The organism is Fundidesulfovibrio putealis DSM 16056 (genome assembly GCF_000429325.1).
Taxonomy (GTDB): Bacteria; Desulfobacterota; Desulfovibrionia; order Desulfovibrionales; family Desulfovibrionaceae; genus Fundidesulfovibrio; species Fundidesulfovibrio putealis.
In genome coordinates this window covers 287242-305488 of sequence record NZ_AUBQ01000003.1, presented here as the reverse complement: position 1 = coordinate 305488, position 18247 = coordinate 287242, and the positions used below count along the sequence as shown (strand labels likewise).

Sequence of the window (18247 nt, the reverse complement as noted above, 5' to 3'; positions counted from 1 at the left end):
GGCTCCCTCTCCGGCATCGCTTTTGGCCGGACCGGTTTGCTCTGCCGGTCCGGCGCCGGGAGGGGGAACGCTCCACGGCGCAGGGTCTCTCGGCATCTCATACCTTTTTGGGAGGATATGCCGGTCCCTGAGCCCCTGTGCGGCTGAACCGCGAGGAAGAGACCACCCAAGGAGTTCGTGATGCCTAGCAGGATACTCAAAAAACGAAGCCTGATACCGGGGCAGACCAGCGAACTGGTCCTGGACGCCCCGCATATCGCGGCCAAGGCCAAACCCGGAAATTTCGTCATCTTGCGGGTCAGCGAGGGCGGCGAGCGCATCCCCCTGACCATAGCCGACACCGACAAGCAGGCAGGAACCATCACCATCGTCTACCTGGTGCTGGGCAAGACCACCGCCCAACTGGAAACCCTCAAGGAAGGCGACGACATCCTGGACCTGTGCGGCCCCCTGGGCAAGGACACCGACATCCACAAGCTCGGCGGCCCGGTCATCTGCGTGGGCGGCGGCACCGGCATCGCTGCCATGCACCACATCGCAAAAGGCCACCACATGGCCGGAAACCACGTGATCGCCATCATCGGCGCTCGCACCAAAGACCTTCTGCTCTTCGAAGAGGAACTCAAACGCTTCTGTCCCGAGGTGCTGGTCTCCACGGACGACGGCTCCTACGGCCACAAGGGCCTGGTGACCGAAATCCTGGAGCAGCGGCTGAAGGCCGACCCCACCATCGGCGAGGTCGTGGCCGTGGGCCCCGTGCCCATGATGGCCGCCGTGGCCCGCACCACCAAGCCGTTCGGCGTGAAAACCGTGGTGAGCCTGAACTCCATCATGGTAGACGGCATCGGCATGTGCGGCGCCTGCAGGGTGAGCGTGGGCGGCAAGACCCAGTTCGCCTGCGTGGACGGCCCCGAGTTCGACGGCCAGCTGGTGGACTTCAAGGAGTTGTCCAGCCGCCTCTCGGCCTTCAAGGCCATGGAACAGATTTCCTACGAGGAGTTCAAGAAGAGCCATGTCTGCAAATGCTCCCACTGAGAAAAAGAAGGGCAAGGCCGTCCCCCGCACCGCGATGCCGGAGCAGCCGGCCAGCGTGCGGGTCACAAACTTCAACGAGGTCACCCTGGGCTACACCCCGGAGATGGCCCTCACCGAGGCCAAGCGCTGCATCCAGTGCAAGAAGCCCCTGTGCGTCAAGGGCTGCCCGGTGGAGATCAACATCCCGGGATTCATAAAGAAGATCGTGGAGGGTGACCTGCACGAATCCTACAGGGTGCTGCGCGAGACCAACTCGCTGCCCGCGGTGTGCGGCCGGGTCTGCCCCCAGGAGACCCAGTGCGAGGGCTCCTGCATCCTGGGCAAGAAGGGCGAGCCCGTGGCCATCGGCCGTCTGGAGCGCTTCGTTGCCGACACCTTCATGGCCTCGGACGCCTGCGAACAGCTCACCGGAACCCACGCCTGCTCGCTGGAGCACGAGGGGCTGAAGGTGGCCTGCATCGGCGCGGGGCCTTCCAGCCTCACCGTGGCTGGATACCTCTCGTCGCTGGGCATCAAGGTCCATGTGTACGAGGCGCTGCATGAGCTTGGCGGCGTCTTGATCTACGGCATCCCGGAGTTCCGCCTGCCCAAGGAGATCGTGCGCAAGGAGATCGAGGCCATGAAGGCCCAGGGTGTGGAGTTCCACACCAACTGGGTGGGCGGCAAGACCATCACCGTGCAGGATCTTCTGGACCAGGGCTTCAATGCGGTGTTCATCGGCGTGGGCGCGGGGCTCCCCAAGTTCCTGCGCGTGCCCGGTGAAAACCTGATCGGCGTGTTCTCGGCCAACGAGTACCTGACGCGCGTGAACCTGGGCCGGGCCTACAACTTCCCCGCCGTGGACACCCCGGCCTACACGGGCAAGAACGTAGCCGTGTTCGGCGCGGGCAACGTGGCCATGGACGCGGCCCGCACGGCCAAGCGCCTGGGGGCCGAGCGGGTGATGATCGTGTACCGCCGCAGCGAAAAGGAGATGCCCGCCCGCCTGGAGGAGCTCCACCACGCCAAGGAGGAGGGCATCGAGCTCATGTGCCTGAACGCCCCCGTGGAGCTGGTGGGCGACGAAAAGGGCTGGCTCAAGAGCCTGACCGTGCAGAAGATGATGCTGGGCGAGCCCGACGAGTCGGGCCGGTGCAGCCCCATCGCCTGCGACGGCCAGTTCTGCGACATCCCCTGCGACATGGCCATCATCGCGGTGGGCACGGGCTCCAACCCGCTGATGACGAATTCCACTCCCGGACTTGAACTCAACAAGTGGGGTTACATAACGGTCAACGAGGATACGGGCGAGACGTCCATCCCCAACGTCTTTGCCGGAGGCGACATCGTCACCGGCGCGGCCACGGTCATCTCGGCCATGGGCGCGGGACGTCGGGCAGCGAAGGAGATCGCCAGAAGACTTTTGGGTTAGAATAACGGGACGGCCTCCCTGGACCGCCTGGCGCGGCAGCTTTGGCGAGCGGGCGAGTGCGAACAACGCGTGCGGCGGATGGTCTGCCAACGCGTACTCGGTCCGCGCCAGGCGTTTCAGGGGGGTCGTCCCGAGATCCCATGACAGGCAATGACATGCCCAGACGTACAAACGTCCAGGGATTTAGTCCCCGCGTTCCTCTCAAAGGACTTGCGGCGGATTTGCCATGCCTGTTATGAGGACCCCCCACGCCCCAAAAGCGCTGAAAACGAGCACCATCCTCTAACGCAAGGTTGACCGGCTCTATGAACGTCATCGCCCTCTCGCACAGCCAGGACCGGGACTTCATCGCCCAGGTGGAGAAGGAGTCCGGCCAGAACGTCAGTCTCTGCTACCAGTGCGGCAACTGCACCGCAGGCTGCCCCTACACCTTCGTATACGACATACCCGTGCACCAGATGATGCGCCTTCTCCAGGCCGGGCAGAAGGACACCCTGCTCTCCTGCCGCTCCATCTGGCTGTGCGCCACGTGCCAGTCCTGCACCACCCGCTGCCCCAACAACATCGACGTGGCCCACATCGTGGACGTCATGCGCCACATGGCCCGGCGCGAGGGCTACTCCACGGAGTACGGGGTGAAGGCCTTCGCGGACAGCTTCCTGGAATCGGTCGAGAAGAACGGCAGGGCCTTCGAGATGGGCCTTTTGCTGCGCTTCATCGGCAAGACCGGGCGCTTCTGGACCGATGTGGACCTGGCCCCCAAGATCCTGCCCAAGGGCAAGCTCTCGCCGCTGCCCCACAAGGTGAAGAACCCCGAGGCCATCGCCAAAATCTTCGAGCGCTTCAGGCAGGAGTGCCAGAAATGAGCCAGAAGCTCCGCTACGCCTACTACCCCGGCTGTTCCGGCCAGGGAACGTCCAAGGAATACGAGCAGTCCACCCGCGCCGTGTGCGAGGCTCTGGGCATGGAACTGGTGGACATCCCGGACTGGAGCTGCTGCGGCTCCTCCCCGGCCCACACCGTGGACCACCGGCTCTCGAGCGCCCTGTCCGGGCGAAATCTTGCCCTGGCCGAGCGCCTGGAAGGGGTGTCCGCCATCCTGACCCCCTGCCCCAGCTGCCTGACCAACCTCAAGGTGTCCGCCCACAAGATGAAGGACCCGGAGTTCGCCGCCGAGGTCAACGCCCTGCTGGATTTTCCAGTGCGCAACACCCTGCCCGTGAAGTCCATCCTTCAGGCCATCTATGAGGACGTCGGACCGGACGCCCTGAGCCCCAAGGTGGTGAGGCGCCTGACGGGGCTGAAACTCGCGCCCTACTACGGCTGCATCATGAACCGCCCGCCGGACATCATGGAATTCGACGACCACGAGAACCCCATCGCCATGGATCGCCTCATGGAGGCCGTCGGAGCCGAAGCTGTCCCCTTCCCCCTCAAGGTGGAGTGCTGCGGCGCGTCCTTCGGCGTGGCAAGGCGAGACATCGTGCAAAAGCTCTCCGGAAAGCTTTTGGACACCGCCGCTTCCAACGGAGCGGACGCGGTGGTCACGGCCTGCCCGTTGTGCCAGATGAACCTGGACCTCAGGCAGGACCAGATAAACGTGGCCAACAACACCAGCCACAACATGCCGGTGTTCTATTACACGCAGCTCATCGGGCTGGCCCTGGGCATGACGCCGTCCCAGGTGGGCCTTGAAAAGCTGGAGGTCAGCCCCATGGCGCTTCTCGACAGCCTGCCCGCCAGGGCTGAAGCCCAAGCCCAGGCAGCGAAAAAGCCTGCAAGCAAGGGGGCGCAGTCATGAAGATAGGAGTTTTCGTCTGCCACTGCGGCTCCAACATCGCCGGAACCGTGGACGTGGTGCAGGTGGCCGAGGCGGCCAAGTCCATGCCCGAGGTGGCCTTCGCCCAGGACACCATGTACGCCTGCTCCGAGCCGGGCCAGCAGGGCATCATCGACGCCATCAAGGAAAAGGGCCTGGACGGCGCGGTGGTGGCCTCCTGCACGCCGCGCATGCACGGTTCCACCTTCATGCGCACCGTGGCCCGCGCGGGGCTGAACCCCTACATGTTCGAGATGGCCAACATCCGCGAGCACGTCTCCTGGATCGGCAAGGACAAGGTCGCCAACACCAGGAAGGCCATCGACCTGGTGCGCATGGCCGTTGCCAAGCTGGCCCAGAACAGGCCGCTCTACTCCCAGAGTTTCAGTATCAACAAGCGGGTGATGATAATCGGCGGCGGCGTGGCGGGCATACAGGCCGCCCTGGACTGCGCCGACGGCGGCCTGGAAGTTGTGCTGGTGGAGAAGACCACCACCATCGGCGGCAAGATGGCCAAGCTGGACAAGACCTTCCCCACCGTGGACTGCTCCAGCTGCATCCTTGGCCCCCGCATGGTGGACGTGGCCCAGCACCCCAACATCACCCTGCACGCCTCCGCCGAAGTGGACGAGGTGTTCGGCTACGTGGGCAACTATCAGGTCGAGGTGCGCAAGAAGGCCACCTACGTGAACTGGAAGACCTGCACCGGCTGCGGGGCCTGCATGGAGAAGTGTCCCAGCAAGAAGAGCAGGGACCCGTTCAACGAGCTGATCGGCACCACCACGGCCATCAACATTCCCTTCCCGCAGGCCATCCCCAAGCGGGCCTCCATCGACCGCGACTCCTGCATCAAGTTCAAGACCGGCAAGTGCGGCATCTGCGCCAAGGTCTGCCCCACCAAGGCCATCGACTACGACCAGCAGGACGAGATGATCACCGAAGAGGTCGGAGCCATCATCGCGGCCACCGGCTTCGACCTGATGGACTGGCACGTGTACGGCCAGTACGGCGCGGGCCGCTACCCGGACGTCATCACCAGCCTCCAGTACGAGCGCATGCTCTCGGCCTCCGGCCCCACGGGCGGGCACATCAAGCGCCCCTCGGACAAGAAGGAGCCCAAGACCATCGTGTTCATCCAGTGCGTGGGCTCGCGCGACAAGTCCGTGGGCAGGCCCTACTGCACCGGCTTCTGCTGCATGTACACGGCCAAGCAGGCCATCCTGACCAAGGACCACATCCCCGACAGCGAGTCCTACGTGTTCTACATGGACATCCGCGCCCCCGGAAAGATGTACGACGAGTTCACCCGGCGGGCCATGGAGGAGTACGGCGCGAAGTACGTGCGCGGCCGCGTGTCCATGGTCTACCCCCAGGACGGCAAGATGATCGTGCGCGGCGTGGACACCCTGGCCGGAGCCCAGGTCGAGGTCGAGGCGGACCTGGTGGTGCTGGCCGTTGGCGCGGAAGGCGCGGCGGGCTCGGCCCAGCTGGCCGAGAAGCTGCGCATCTCGTATGATTCCTACGGTTTCTTCATGGAAGGCCATCCCAAGCTGAAACCCGTCGAGACCAACACGGCGGGCGTCTATCTCGCGGGCTGCGCCCAAGGCCCCAAGGACATCCCCTCCTCCGTGGCCCAGGGCAGCGCCGCCGCAGCCAAGGTGCTCTCGCTCTTCTCCAAGGACCAGCTCCAGAGCGACCCCCAGGTGTCCAAGGTGGACCTCAAGCGCTGCGTGGGCTGCATGAAGTGCGCGCTCACCTGCCCCTTCGGCGCCATCAAGGAGACCGAGGTGCGCGGGGAGATAAAAGCCCAGGTCATCGAGACCATCTGCCAGGGCTGCGGCATCTGCACCTCCACCTGCCGCCAGGGGGCCATCCAGCTTCAGAACTTCACCGACAACCAGATACTGGCCGAGGTCAACGCGCTGCTTTCCAGCGAGACGGAGGAGGCTTAGGAGATGGACAAGGAACTTCGCATCGTAGGCTTCCTCTGCAACTGGTGCTCCTACGGAGGCGCGGACACCGCAGGCGTGGGGCGCTTCGTGCAGCCCACGGACCTGCGCATCATCCGCATGCCCTGCTCTGGGCGCATCGACCCGCTGTTCGTGCTGAAGACGCTGATCGGCGGCGCGGACGGCGTGCTGGTCTCCGGCTGCCACCCGCGCGACTGCCACTACGCCGAAGGCAACTACTACGCCAGACGCCGCCTGGAGGTGCTCAAGCGCTTTTTGCCCGTCATCGGCATCGATCCGGGCCGCTTCGAGTACACCTGGGTCTCGGCCTCGGAGGGCCAGCGCTGGCAGCACGTGGTAACCACCTTCACCAACCAGATACACGCCCTGGGTCCCGTCCAGCGCATCGGCAGGCAGTCCCTGGCCACGGCCTGCTCGCTGGGCACGGTCCTCGAGCCTTTGGCCTAGTGTCGCGTTTTTGAAAAACATGAAATGTTTTTCAAAAATAAAAGAAATGGTTCTCTTTGTTTAGACTCGCAAATTGTATGAATGCATCTTGAAAACGCCACACCAGGCGGAGACATATATGCCGTTACAAGACGAACTCAAGGCGCAGATCGTCAAGCGCCTCCCGGAACTGGACGTGGTCATCGGCTGGGGCCAGGGGTACGACTCCCTGCACCGCACGCCCCTGTTCATCACCAGCGAGGCCGACGTTGAGAAGCTGGTGTTCGACCCGCTGTGCGTGCACAACCTGTCCACCTACCTCACCCGCTACGGCAGCGCCAAGCGCATCGGCGTGGTGGTCAAGGGCTGCGACAGCCGCTCGGTGGTGGAACTCTTGCAGGAAAAACTCATCCACCGCGACAAGGTGGTGGTGTTCGGCCTGCCCTGCGAGGGCGTGGCCGACCTGGGCAAGGTCAAGCGCGCCCTGGCCGCCAAGGACCTGGACATGGGCCGCGTGCGCGCCACGAGCTTCGCGGACGGCGACCTGGTGGTCACCGTGTCGGGACAGGAAATCCGGCTGCCCATGGCCGAGGTGCAGGCCGACAAGTGCGGACGCTGCCGCTACCACAACGCCATCATCCATGACGAATTCGCGGGCCAGCCCATCACGGAAGCAGCCCCGGACACCTACGCGGACATCGCCGCCTTCGAGGAGCAGACCCTGGAGGAGCGCATGGAGTTCTGGCGCGAGCAGATGGAGCGCTGCATACGCTGCTACGCCTGCCGCAACGCCTGCCCCCTGTGCGTGTGCCGCGACTACTGCATCGGCCAGAGCCGCGAGCCCAACTGGGTCAGCCAGCGCGACGGCCTGGAGGAGAAGTTCTTCTTCCAGATGATCCACGCCACGCACCTGGCCGGGCGCTGCACCGAGTGCGGCGAGTGCGAGCGGGCCTGCCCCGTGGACATCCCGCTGCTGCTTTTCAAGCGCAAGCTGGGCAAGGAGATTCTGGAGCTGTTCGACTACCGCGCCGGGACCGATCCCGACGCCAGGCCGCCGCTTCTGAACTTCAAGGTCGAGGAAGACACCATCAACGAGAGGGGCTGGTGATGGACGCCTTGTTTCTCGCAGACGACAAATTGTCCGCGTGGCTTGGCGAGCTCGCCGCCGCGCGCCGGGTGCTGGTTCCCGTCCGGGAGCGCGAGGCCGTGGTGTTTCGCCCCTATGCAGCGGGCGTGACCCCGGTGCTGGACCGCCAGGCCAACGTGCCGCCCAAGGCCAGCGTGTTCCCGGCCTCGGAGGCGCTCATGAGCTTCCGCTACACCAAGAACCCCGAGAACCTGGGGCAGGTGGCCGTGGAAGTGCACGAAACCATCGACGCACCGCCCACGGTGGTCTTCGGCGGCCGCCCCTGCGACGCGCGCGGCTTCCTGGTGTTCGACCGGGTGTACGACACCCCCAAAATCCAGGACACCGCCTACAAGAAGCGGCGCGAAAACACCCTGTTCGTGACCCTGGCCTGCGACGACCCGCAGAACACCTGCTTCTGCAACGTCATCGGCAGCTCCCCCTACGACGCCACCGGCTCGGACGTGCTGCTGACCCCGGTCGCCGGGGGCTATCTGGTGGAGTGCGCGTCTGAGCGCGGCAAGGTGCTGCTGGAATCCAAACTCCTGAGTGACGGCGCAGCAAAGCGCGAAGAGGCCAAGGCCGTGCACGCCTCGTCCCTGGCCGCCCTGGACCCGGTATGGGACCCCTCCCCGGCCAAGGCCAAGCTCATCGAGAAATTCGACGACATGGGCTTCTGGGAGGACGTCTCCGCCAAGTGCATCAGCTGCGGCGCATGCACGTACCTTTGCCCCACCTGCTACTGCTTCAACGTCACCGATGAGCGCACCGGCATGAAGGGCGAGCGCATCCGCACCTGGGACACCTGCATGTCCTACCTGTTCACCCTGGAGGCCAGCGGGCACAACCCCCGCCCCACCAAGGCCCACAGGCTGAAAAACCGCGTCGGCCACAAGTTCAGCTACTACCCGGAGATCCACGGCGGCCCCATCGCCTGCTGCGGCTGCGGACGTTGCATCTCGCTGTGCCCGGTGAGCGTGGACATCCGCGAGATCGTGCGCCTGTCCATCGAACGCCCCACGGCCAAGCCGGAAAACAAGTAGGGAGCCCCCAGTATGACCACCCTGCCAAATCCCTACATCCCCGAGATCGCCACGATCATCGAGACCGTCCAGGAGACCCCGGCCATCAAGACCTTCCGGGTGACCCTGAACAACCCCGAGCGCATGAAGTCCTTCCGGTACGAGCCGGGCCAGGCGGGCCAGCTCTCGGTGTTCGGCGTGGGCGAGGCAACCTTCGTCATCAACTCACCCCCCACCCGCATGGAGTACCTCCAGTTCTCGGTGATGGCCGCCGGTGAAGTGACCTCCAGGCTGCATTCGCTCAAAGCCGGGGACCAGATCGGCGTGCGCGCCCCGCTTGGCAACGCCTTCCCCTACGAGTCCATGAAGGGAAAGAACGTGGTGTTCGTGGGCGGCGGCATCGGCATGGCCCCGCTGCGCACCCTGCTGCTCTTCATGCTGGACAACCGCAAGGACTACGGGGACATAAGCCTGCTCTACGGCGCGCGCAGCCCCGAAGACATGGCCTTCCGCTACGACCTGCCCGACTGGACCACCCGCAAGGACATGAAAACGGTGCTGACCATCGACCGGGAAGCGCCGGGCTGGGAGCACACCGTGGGGCTCATCCCCAACGTGCTCCTGGACATGAACCCCTCGCCCGAGAACACCGTGGCCGTCACCTGCGGGCCGCCCATCATGATCAAGTTCACGCTCCAGGCGCTCAAGAAACTGGGCTTCCCGGACGAATCCATCATCACCACGCTGGAAAAGCGCATGAAGTGCGGCGTAGGCATCTGCGGCCGCTGCAACATCGGCACAAAGTATGTCTGCATGGACGGGCCGGTGTTCACCTATGCGGAGTTGAAAAAGCTCCCCAGCGAACTGTAGTGCGGCGCTCTCGGAATACGTTCATCCATCCGGGATACCTGAACCAGGCGCGCCAGTTGTTTTGTCATTGAGAAACATGTTCTTGTTTTTCAATAACGCGACACCTGCATCCGTCTTGCATTCAATACTTCCCTTGCGCCCGCGCCGCCGTGCGGGCGCAAGGGAATGCTGTTTCCGTTACCCGCTGCATTCCAGGTCGCTCCGGCGATGTCCCCCTTCTACGGACGGATCACCATTCGCGGACAATAGATTCCGATTCCGCTTGATGCCACCGATCATATCCACTAAGCCGATGTAAACACACTCGCAATCCGATCATGCTCTCCCGGCATGAATGGCGCGCAACGAAGAAGGAATGAGTTCCCGCCCAGCCAGCCAGTCGCACCAATGAAGTATGGATTCTGCGCCGCTGCACGGCAGCGACCTAACGCATAGCATCCGTGGAGGTTTGACCATGAGGCTGTCTTTGAAGGCTGCGTTTCTGACCCCGGTTCTTTTGGTGGTCACCGCCGGACTCGCCGGGCTGGTCTGGATGGGAGCCAACGCCACGCGCGACTCGGCCACAGTCATGCTGCGCTCCGACATGCCCATTATCGCCCAGGCCATCGTCAAGGACGTGTCCGACTCCATGCGCCTGAAAACCGAGGCCCTGAAAACCTGGACCGACATCGCCGTGGTCAAGGCCAGCGCCGAGGGCACTGGCGACCAGGAGGCATTCCTCAAGCGCATGAGCGTCACGGTGTCCGGCATGAAGAGCCTTGGTATCGACTACGTGAGCCTCTACAACAAGAACGGCGATCTGGTGGGCTCCAGCCTGCCCGGCCCCCTGGCCAAGGCCAACATGGGCGACCGCGACTACTTCAAGGCCGTGACCAGCGGCGGCAAGGATTCCTTCGTCTCCAAGGCCATCGTGAGCCGCATATCCAACAAGCCCGTGCTGGTGGTGGCCGTGCCGGTCAAGTCCGCCGCAGGCGCGATCATCGGGGTGCTCACCGCCGCAGTGGACCTCACGGCCCTGACCGGAGCCGTCTCGGCCACCAAGATCGGTTCCACCGGACACGTGCTCATCTACGAACCCGACGGCAAGGCCATCGCCCATCACGATCCGGCCCAACTCCTGAAGGACGAATCCTCCAAGAACGAAATGATCCAGAAGGCCCTGGCCGTGTCCGGCGACGCCCTGCTCACCTCCGCGGACGGGCGTCTGGCCGCAGTGCGCAAGGACGCCTTTACCGGCTGGACCTTCTGCGTGCTGGCCCCCATGGAGGACCTAGCCGCCCAGGTGAAAAGCTCCATCAACCGGCAGGCTTTGCTGGCGGCGGTGGTTACCGTGGTGCTGGCCGCCGCCATCTGGCTTCTCTCGGCCAAGGTTGTCACCGGCCCGCTGACCCGTTGCCTGGGCTTCGCCAAGGCCGTGGCCGGAGGCGAGCTTATGCGGCAGCTGGCTACCGAGACCAGCTGCACGGAGCTGCGCGAACTGTCCCTGTCGCTCTCCGAGCTGGTGTCCACCCTGAAGGACAACCTGGCCAGCATCGCCGAAAAGCAGGCCCTGGCCAACGCCCAGGCAGAAAAAGCCGAGGAGGCCCTGCGTCAGGCCGAGGTCGCCGGATGCAAGGCCGAGCGCTCCCGCCTGGAGGGGCTGGCCGAGGCGGCCTCGCGCCTGGAGGGCGTGGTGACCGGCGTGAACGACTCCTCGGACCAGCTCACCCGGCAGATGGATGAGGCCATAGGCGACGCCCAGTCCCAGCAGGACCGCACCATGCAGACCGCCACCGCCATGGAGCAGATGAACGCCACCATCCTGGAGGTGGCCCGAAGCGCCCAGCAGGCCGCCAACCAGACCGGCATGGCCAGCGAGAAGGCCAATGACGGAAAGAATCTGGTGGAGCAGGCCGTGGCCGCCATCTCCGGGGTGGACCAGCTGGCCGGGGAGCTCAAAGAGGCCATGGACGGACTGGCTTCACGGACCAAGGCCGTGGACCAGGTGCTGACCGTGATTTCCGACATTGCGGACCAGACCAACCTGCTGGCCCTGAACGCCGCCATCGAGGCCGCGCGCGCTGGAGACGCCGGGCGCGGTTTCGCCGTGGTGGCCGACGAGGTGAGAAAACTCGCTGAAAAGACCATGGTGGCCACCCGCGAAGTTGGCGCCACCATCACCGCCATCCAGGGCGGCACCCAGCAAAACGTCTCCAAGGTGGAGGACATGGCCCAGGCAGCCAGCCAGGCCAGCTCCCTGGCCAGGAACTCGGGCGGGGCTTTGGCCGAGATCGTCTCCCTGGTGGAGACCACATCCGATCAGGTGCGGGCCATCGCCACGGCCAGCGAGGAGCAGTCCGCCGCCAGCGAGCAGATCACCCGCTCCGTGGACGAGATCCGCGAACTGGCCGGGCGCATCTCCCAGAGCATGACCCGCTCGGAAGACATCCTGCGCACCCTGGGCGACCAGAGCGACTCGCTGGAGACGGTCATCGGCCAGCTGCGCAGCAACCAGCTGGAAGCGTAGGGTCCACCGGCACATATCAGGACGGGGCGGGTTCGCACGGACCTGCGGTTTGCCCGCCCCCCTGCAAGCAGCCCCCGGAGCCCCGCGCATGCTGGCCGAACTCGTGGAATATCTGCTTACGCCCTGTCCGCCGTCTGCGCGCAAACTGGGCTACCTCACCGAGGCCGTGGCCATTCGCGCGCGCCACCGGCGCTGCCGCGCCGCATGGCAGAGCCACCTGGAGAACAGCCGGGCCGCAATCCTGGAGGCTGCGCAGGCCTGCCAGGGCAGGAAATGCGCCCTGGTGCTCGGTTCCGGCGCGCTCCTGGACGTCCCGGTGGAGCAGCTGTCCCGGATGTTCGAGCGCGTGGTGCTGGCCGACGTGGTCCATCCGCTGGCCGCGCGCTGGCGCGTGCGCCGCCTGGACAACGTGCGCCTTATGACCCTGGACGTGACCGGAACGCTTGACGCCCTGGCGGACGGGCCGGACATCCCGGACTGCGCGCCGCTGGCCCTGCGCGACCTGCTTCGGCGCGAGGCCCCGGACCTCATCGTCTCCGCCAACATCCTCTCACAGCTGCCGCTTTTGCCCCTGCGCCGCCTGGAAGCCACGGGCCTCCATGCGCAGCCTGAGCTTGAAGCCTTCGCGTCGCGCCTCCAGGAGGAGCACGTCCGCCTGTTGCAAGACGGCCCCGGCACGGCCTGCCTCATTGCGGACATCCGCTGGCACGGGACCCCGGGCATTGAGGATCCCCTGCGCTCCCTCGCGCTCCCCCCGCCCGTGCGCGCCTGGACCTGGAACGTGGCCCCGCGCCCCGAGATCAGCCGGGACCGCGACGTCTTCCACGAGGTGGGCTTTTTCCTGCCTGGCGGCTGATCAGGCAGCGCAACAAGATTTCTGCCCGCCGCCACTTTACGCAACCCGTTGCAGGGTTTATCTACCCGGCCTGGGAGCATCAGCATGCGCGATCGCCATTCACCTCTTGACCCCGCACCGCAGGGGAAAGGCCGCCACCCGGATAATCAGGCAGGGGACTGGCGCGATTTTATGGAGCATGTGCCTGTGGGCATGGTCCGCGTGCATCCGGACGGGTCGCTCCTGTGGCTGAACTCCCATGCTGCCGGGCTCTTCGGGTTCACGACGCCGGAAGCGGCCCTGGCCGCGCTTCAGGGGACCGGCATCTGTCTGGAGTCGGCCCAGGCGAACCAGTCCGGTGACAGCCGGACGTATTTTTCCGAAACCGCGCTGGCCCTAAAGGCCGAATGCGTGGGAATGAACGAGACCGGCCTCACGCAGCTTTCTTCTCCCGTCGTCCCGCCCAGCCAGGCAGGCCCTCCCTGGCCCGCACCGCCTTCCGAGGACCAGGCAGGTCCCGGCATTTCACCCATGCTGACCTTTGAGGCCTGGTGCCACCGGGAGAGCTCGGACATCTGGCTGGCCCGCTTCCGGCTTCGACGCGTGGCGGACAAGGATGGGCGCACCCTTCATTTCGAAGGCGTGGTGGACGACATCACCGCGCCGCGCCGCGCGCGAGAGGCCAAGGCCACGTCCGAGGCGCGCTACCGGGCCATCTTCGCGCAGTCCGGCCAGGGGATCGCGCTCATGCGGCGCGATCTCAGCCTCACGGCGGTCAACCAAGCCTTCTGCCGCCTGCTGGGGTTCGAGGAGGCGGAACTTTCGGGGCGCAGCTATCTGGACCTCGTCTCCCCTGCCGATCTGGAGCGTCAGCCCCTCCGGCTGGACGAGGCCCTGTCCGGGCGGCACGTCAGCCTCATCCGCGTGCTCACCGCCAAGGACGGCTCGCAGGTCACCGTCGAGGTGTCGGTTCGCCTGATCGCTCCGGACGAGGTGGTCATGGTCTTCTGGGACATGTCCGAGAGCCTGAAGAACCGCCGCAGCCTCCTCCTGGAGCGACAGCGCCTGCGCACGCTGCTGGACGCCATCCCCGGCCCGGTCTGGGCCGTGCGCCAGGACATGACCCTGGCCGCCACCAACGCCGTCTACGACCAGATGACCTCCCAGACACGCGGCTGTTTCTGCCACGGCAGAAGCGGCTCCAGCGAACTGCATTGCGGCAAATGCCCCACGCGCAAGGTTCTGGACACCGGCCTGCCCGCCGCCAGGGAATGCGCATTCCCGGACGGACGCGTATTCCTCATCAACGCGGTCCCCTTCCGCGACGAGGACGGCACCCCCTTGGCTCTGGGCCTGGCCGTGAACATCACGGCCCAGAAGACCCTGGAACGCGAGCTGACGGAGGCGCGCGAGCAGGCCCTGGCCGCCACTGAGGCCAAGAGCCGGTTCCTGGCCTCCGTGAGCCACGAGATACGCACGCCGCTGAACGGGGTGCTGGGCAACCTTCAGTTGCTTCAGGAAGGGCTCCTGGACTCCTCCCAGGATGAGTCCGTGCGCGCGGCCCTGGGGTCTGGGCGGCTGCTCATGCGCCTGATCGACGACATCCTGGACCTGTCCAAGATAGAATCCGGCACACTGGACTTCACTTCGGAACCCGTGGACCTGCAACACCTGCTCTCCCAGGTGACAGGCCTGCTGGGCGCTCTGGCCGACGCCAAGGGGCTGGTGCTCGATTGCAGCGCCCCGAAGGCCAGGATAGTCGGCGATCCGGCGCGCATAACCCAGATTATGCTCAATCTCGCCGGGAACGCCGTCAAATACACCACCAAAGGCTTCGTGCGGGTGTCATTGGCCCTGGAACAACCTCTGGCCGGGCCTCCCCTCAGCGCACTGGTCATCACCGTGGAGGATTCCGGGCCAGGCATTCCCGTAAGCAAGCGCCAGTCGGTGTTCGAACCCTTCACCCAGCTGGGCGCGCCCGCCAGGACGACCTTCGGGGGCGTGGGCCTGGGGCTCAACATCGTCAGCATGCTGGTGCGGGCCATGAACGGCGAGCTCGACCTGCACGACCGTTCCGGCGGCGGCACCACGGTGACCGTGAGGCTGCCTGTCTCGGTGCAGCCTTTCATCCCGGACGCCCCGGAAGAGGCGCGCCCGCTGCCAGCGCGCTCCCTGCGGGTGCTGGTGGTGGAGGACGAGCGCGTCAACCAGCGCATGCTGGTCCGGGCCCTGGAGCGCCGGGGCCACGCCGCCGCGCTGGCCGGAGACGGCCTGGAAGCCCTGGAGGCCCTGCGCTCCGGAAGTTTCGACCTGGTGCTCATGGACATCCAGATGCCGCGCATGGACGGCCTGGAGGCTACCCGGGCCATCCGCCGGGGCGTTGCCGGAGAGGCCGCCCGCGCCGTGCCCATCGTGTCGCTCACCGCTCACGCCATGACCGGCGACAAGGAACGCTGCCTGGAGGCTGGCGTGGATGTCTACCTGACCAAACCCGTCGAACTCTCCGAACTGGACCGGGTGCTGGCCCGCACCGCCCTTTCCGCCCCTCCCCGCTGACACCGGGTCCCCAAGGCCCGGCCATCTATTTTCCGCCTGTTTCCCACATAGCGCTATGTGGGTATACGCCGGTTCTTTTCTGGAGATAATCGCTTCCGCCCTGGCAAAGGAGCGTACATGGCGAAATCTTCAGTCAAGCAGCAAGGCGTCTCCCAGGCGGCCATCGCCTTCGACGGCGGCCTCAACCTGGCCGACAACCCCGATGTCCTGCCGGACAACCAGTTGGCCGACGTGGTCAACATGTTCTACGAGGAGGCCAAGACCGTCCTGACCACCCGGCCCGGGCTGGTGCACGCCGCCGAGCCGCCTGCGGGCGGGGGGGCCGTCGTGGCCCTGCACTGGTACGAGCGCGACGCCCTCTCGGGAATGCTGGTCGCGGCCACGTCCGACGGCAAGCTCTACCGGCTGGAGCAGCCCGCAGGGTGGGTCCATCTGGCCGACCTTGCCCAGCCAGGCCTCTCGCCGAGCCTGGCCACCTTCCACGGGAAACTCATCATCGCCGACGGCGGGCCGCACCTGCGGGCCTGGGACGGGGAGGAACTCACCACGCTCGCCGGGTCGCCTTCGGCAACCGCCGTGGTGGAGATCGGCGGCCGCCTGGCTGCCAACTCCGCCCAGGACCTGGACGGCGTGGCCCTGTGCGGCCCCTACGACGAGACCGACTGGGACATCGACCAGGGCGGCGCGGTGTTTCTGCGCGCGGGCTACGGCGACGGCCTGCGGGTCATCGGCTTCGGGGTCATCGGGCAGGATCTGGTGGTGTTCAAGGCCGGGGACTCGGGCAAGCGCATCATGCGCCTGCAGACCGCTGGGGCGAGTTCGTCCTGGTCGCTCTCGCAGCTCTCGCGCAACGTGACGGCCAACGGGCCGCGCGCAGTGGAGTTCGTGGGCAACAACCTGCTCTTCGCTGGCCAGGGCGGCATCATGGATTTGGCCGGGGTGCAGCAGTACGGCGACATCCAGGTGGGCGGCGCGGGCCGACCGGTCAACCCGGCCTTAAACGGCAAGAACGTGGCCGAGATGCGCTTTCTGCCCAGGCTCGGCGTGATGCTGGCCTTCGTGGAGGGCGACAGCCAGGTGCTGGTCTACCATCCGCACAACCAGGCCTGGACCCGGCTGGACTTCCAGGGGCTGTTCCTCTCCAGCGCCTGCCAGGCCGGGGACAGCGTCTATCTGGCCGGGCACAACGGCCATCTCTACCGGCTGGGCATGGGCGAATCGCGCGACGAGGTGGCTCCCGGCCAGTTCGCCGAGATTCGCGGCCTGGCCCGCTCCAAGGTGTTCACCGCCCAGGGCGAGATGGTGCTGCGCAAGACCCGCCTCAACTGCGAGGCCATCACTCCCGGCACGGGCAAGCTCCAGGTGTTCGGCTCGGACCAGGTCAGCCCGGTGACGCTCCACACCTGGAGCGCCAACCCGGGCCTGGGCAAGCTGGCCGAGGCCAACGGCCCCGTGAGCGACGCCGCACACCCCCTCGGCGTGTCGGCGGAAACCCAGATGGTAAGCCGCACCCGCTTCCGGGACGCGGTCATGTCGTTTCAGATCACAACCACCAGCGGACGTATCCGGCTGAGGCTCTGCCTGGCCGAGATTGCCCAGGTTCGCGGATAAACCAACAAGGAGAAGACACATGAGTTATGAAGGACCTTCCACATTCGGGCTGATGCAGTCCCACATGATCGCCAGCCAGAACGGCGTGGACCCGTACAAACCGGCGAAATTCCTGGACGACTCCCAGTGGTGGGGCAACAAGGCCCAGGCCCCGGCCAACACCCAGTGGAGCGCGCCCAGCTACCAGAACTTCCAGTACCAGAAGTACGGTTCCGGCTCAGATCCCAGCTACAAGACCTACGGGCAGGCCGCGCCCCAGTACAAGGGCATGAACGACGGCGACTACGACCGCTACGAACTGTCCCTGCGCAACCCCGGCGAACAGGCCGCCAGCCGCGCCTACGAGACGGCCAAGCGCGACCTGGCCGACGCCTACTCCTCGCGCGGCATGTACGGCTCCAGCCAGTTCACCCGTCAGATGGACGGCCAAGTGAACCGCTCCTACATGGACGCCGTGTCCGACAACGCGGCGGGCGCGGCGGCCAAGCGCTACGACTTCCAGGCCCAGGACCAGCAGTTCGCCCAGCAGCAGGAAATGGCCGCGTGGCAGGCGCGACTCCAGGAGAACCAGGCCGCCAACCAGATGGGCTACAACGTCTGGAGCACGCGCATGGACGAGAACCAGGCCATGAACAACCTGCTCTTCCAGAACAACGCGGCAAGCAACGCCTGGAACTGGCAGGCCAGTACCGCCCAGCGCGACTGGAACGATTCGCAGGCCATGCGACAGATCGACTACAACAACATGCTGGCCCAGAGCCGCCAGAACTGGGACATGCAGGGGTTGCAGTGGAACACCGCCCAGAACGACGCGGCCTGGAACCGCACCTTCAACATCTGGGGGCACGTTGATCCGGAGATCGAGCGCTACGAGAAGAAAAAGCTGCGCGAGGAGGTCGAGGCCCTGGAGCAGAAGAACAACGGGCCTGGGGCTTTCGAGATCGGCAAGACCATCCTTGGGGGGCTGGGGACTATAGGCGGGTGGGCGATGCCCGGCGCGGACGCCGGATCACTTGGAGGGGCTGCGCTCAGCGGTTTGTTTTAACAGTAGGTCCGTGAA

Annotated in this window: 14 protein-coding genes; all 14 read left to right on the top strand. The window is 65.7% G+C overall.

Annotation, left to right across the window (positions count from 1 at the left end; genetic code table 11):
• The first annotated feature begins 180 nt into the window (after window positions 1–180).
• The 14 genes from G453_RS0101515 to G453_RS0101450 all read left to right on the top strand — a co-directional run bounded on the left by G453_RS0101515 (window position 181) and on the right by G453_RS0101450 (window position 18232).
• Window positions 181–1035: a sulfide/dihydroorotate dehydrogenase-like FAD/NAD-binding protein gene (locus tag G453_RS0101515; RefSeq protein ID WP_027189614.1), complete on the top strand. Its 855-nt coding sequence runs from the start codon at window positions 181–183 to the stop codon at window positions 1033–1035.
• Entirely contained in the window at window positions 1013–2446 is a 1434-nt protein-coding gene (gltA, locus tag G453_RS0101510; protein WP_027189613.1) for an NADPH-dependent glutamate synthase, read from the top strand. The genes G453_RS0101515 and gltA overlap by 23 nt, the downstream gene beginning before the upstream one ends.
• Before the next feature lie 305 nt (window positions 2447–2751).
• The gene (locus G453_RS0101505) at window positions 2752–3312 is read left to right on the top strand and encodes a 4Fe-4S dicluster domain-containing protein (protein WP_027189612.1); all 561 of its coding nucleotides are present in this window, start codon (window positions 2752–2754) and stop codon (window positions 3310–3312) included.
• Window positions 3309–4247: a CoB--CoM heterodisulfide reductase iron-sulfur subunit B family protein gene (locus G453_RS0101500; RefSeq protein ID WP_027189611.1), complete on the top strand. Its 939-nt coding sequence runs from the start codon at window positions 3309–3311 to the stop codon at window positions 4245–4247. The genes G453_RS0101505 and G453_RS0101500 overlap by 4 nt, the downstream gene beginning before the upstream one ends.
• Window positions 4244–6217 carry a CoB--CoM heterodisulfide reductase iron-sulfur subunit A family protein gene (locus G453_RS0101495; RefSeq protein ID WP_027189610.1) on the top strand — a complete coding sequence of 658 codons (1974 nt, stop codon included), beginning with the start codon at window positions 4244–4246 and terminating at the stop codon, window positions 6215–6217. Before G453_RS0101500 ends, G453_RS0101495 begins: the two co-directional genes overlap by 4 nt.
• Window positions 6218–6220: 3 nt before the next feature.
• Complete coding sequence (locus G453_RS0101490) at window positions 6221–6682, top strand: hydrogenase iron-sulfur subunit (protein ID WP_027189609.1); 462 nt, start codon at window positions 6221–6223, stop codon at window positions 6680–6682.
• Window positions 6683–6800: 118 nt separating this feature from the next.
• Window positions 6801–7769 (top strand): 4Fe-4S dicluster domain-containing protein, encoded by a 969-nt coding sequence (locus G453_RS0101485; RefSeq protein WP_027189608.1) that lies wholly within the window; start codon window positions 6801–6803, stop codon window positions 7767–7769.
• On the top strand, window positions 7766–8830 hold the full coding sequence (locus G453_RS0101480) for a 4Fe-4S dicluster domain-containing protein (RefSeq protein WP_407635543.1): 1065 nt from the start codon (window positions 7766–7768) through the stop codon (window positions 8828–8830). Before G453_RS0101485 ends, G453_RS0101480 begins: the two co-directional genes overlap by 4 nt.
• A gap of 12 nt (window positions 8831–8842) precedes the next feature.
• Window positions 8843–9679: an FAD/NAD(P)-binding protein gene (locus G453_RS0101475; protein WP_027189606.1), complete on the top strand. Its 837-nt coding sequence runs from the start codon at window positions 8843–8845 to the stop codon at window positions 9677–9679.
• Between the two features lie 454 nt (window positions 9680–10133).
• Window positions 10134–12185 carry a methyl-accepting chemotaxis protein gene (locus G453_RS0101470; protein WP_027189605.1) on the top strand — a complete coding sequence of 684 codons (2052 nt, stop codon included), beginning with the start codon at window positions 10134–10136 and terminating at the stop codon, window positions 12183–12185.
• 88 nt (window positions 12186–12273) lie between these two features.
• On the top strand, window positions 12274–13041 hold the full coding sequence (locus tag G453_RS0101465; RefSeq protein WP_027189604.1) for a hypothetical protein: 768 nt from the start codon (window positions 12274–12276) through the stop codon (window positions 13039–13041).
• Between the two features lie 84 nt (window positions 13042–13125).
• Complete coding sequence (locus tag G453_RS25860; protein WP_084502027.1) at window positions 13126–15576, top strand: hybrid sensor histidine kinase/response regulator; 2451 nt, start codon at window positions 13126–13128, stop codon at window positions 15574–15576.
• Between the two features lie 117 nt (window positions 15577–15693).
• Window positions 15694–17187, top strand: coding sequence for a hypothetical protein (locus tag G453_RS0101455; RefSeq protein ID WP_027189603.1), 1494 nt, complete (start codon window positions 15694–15696; stop codon window positions 17185–17187).
• Window positions 17188–17206: 19 nt separating this feature from the next.
• The gene (locus G453_RS0101450) at window positions 17207–18232 is read left to right on the top strand and encodes a hypothetical protein (protein ID WP_027189602.1); all 1026 of its coding nucleotides are present in this window, start codon (window positions 17207–17209) and stop codon (window positions 18230–18232) included.
• Window positions 18233–18247 lie beyond the last annotated feature (15 nt).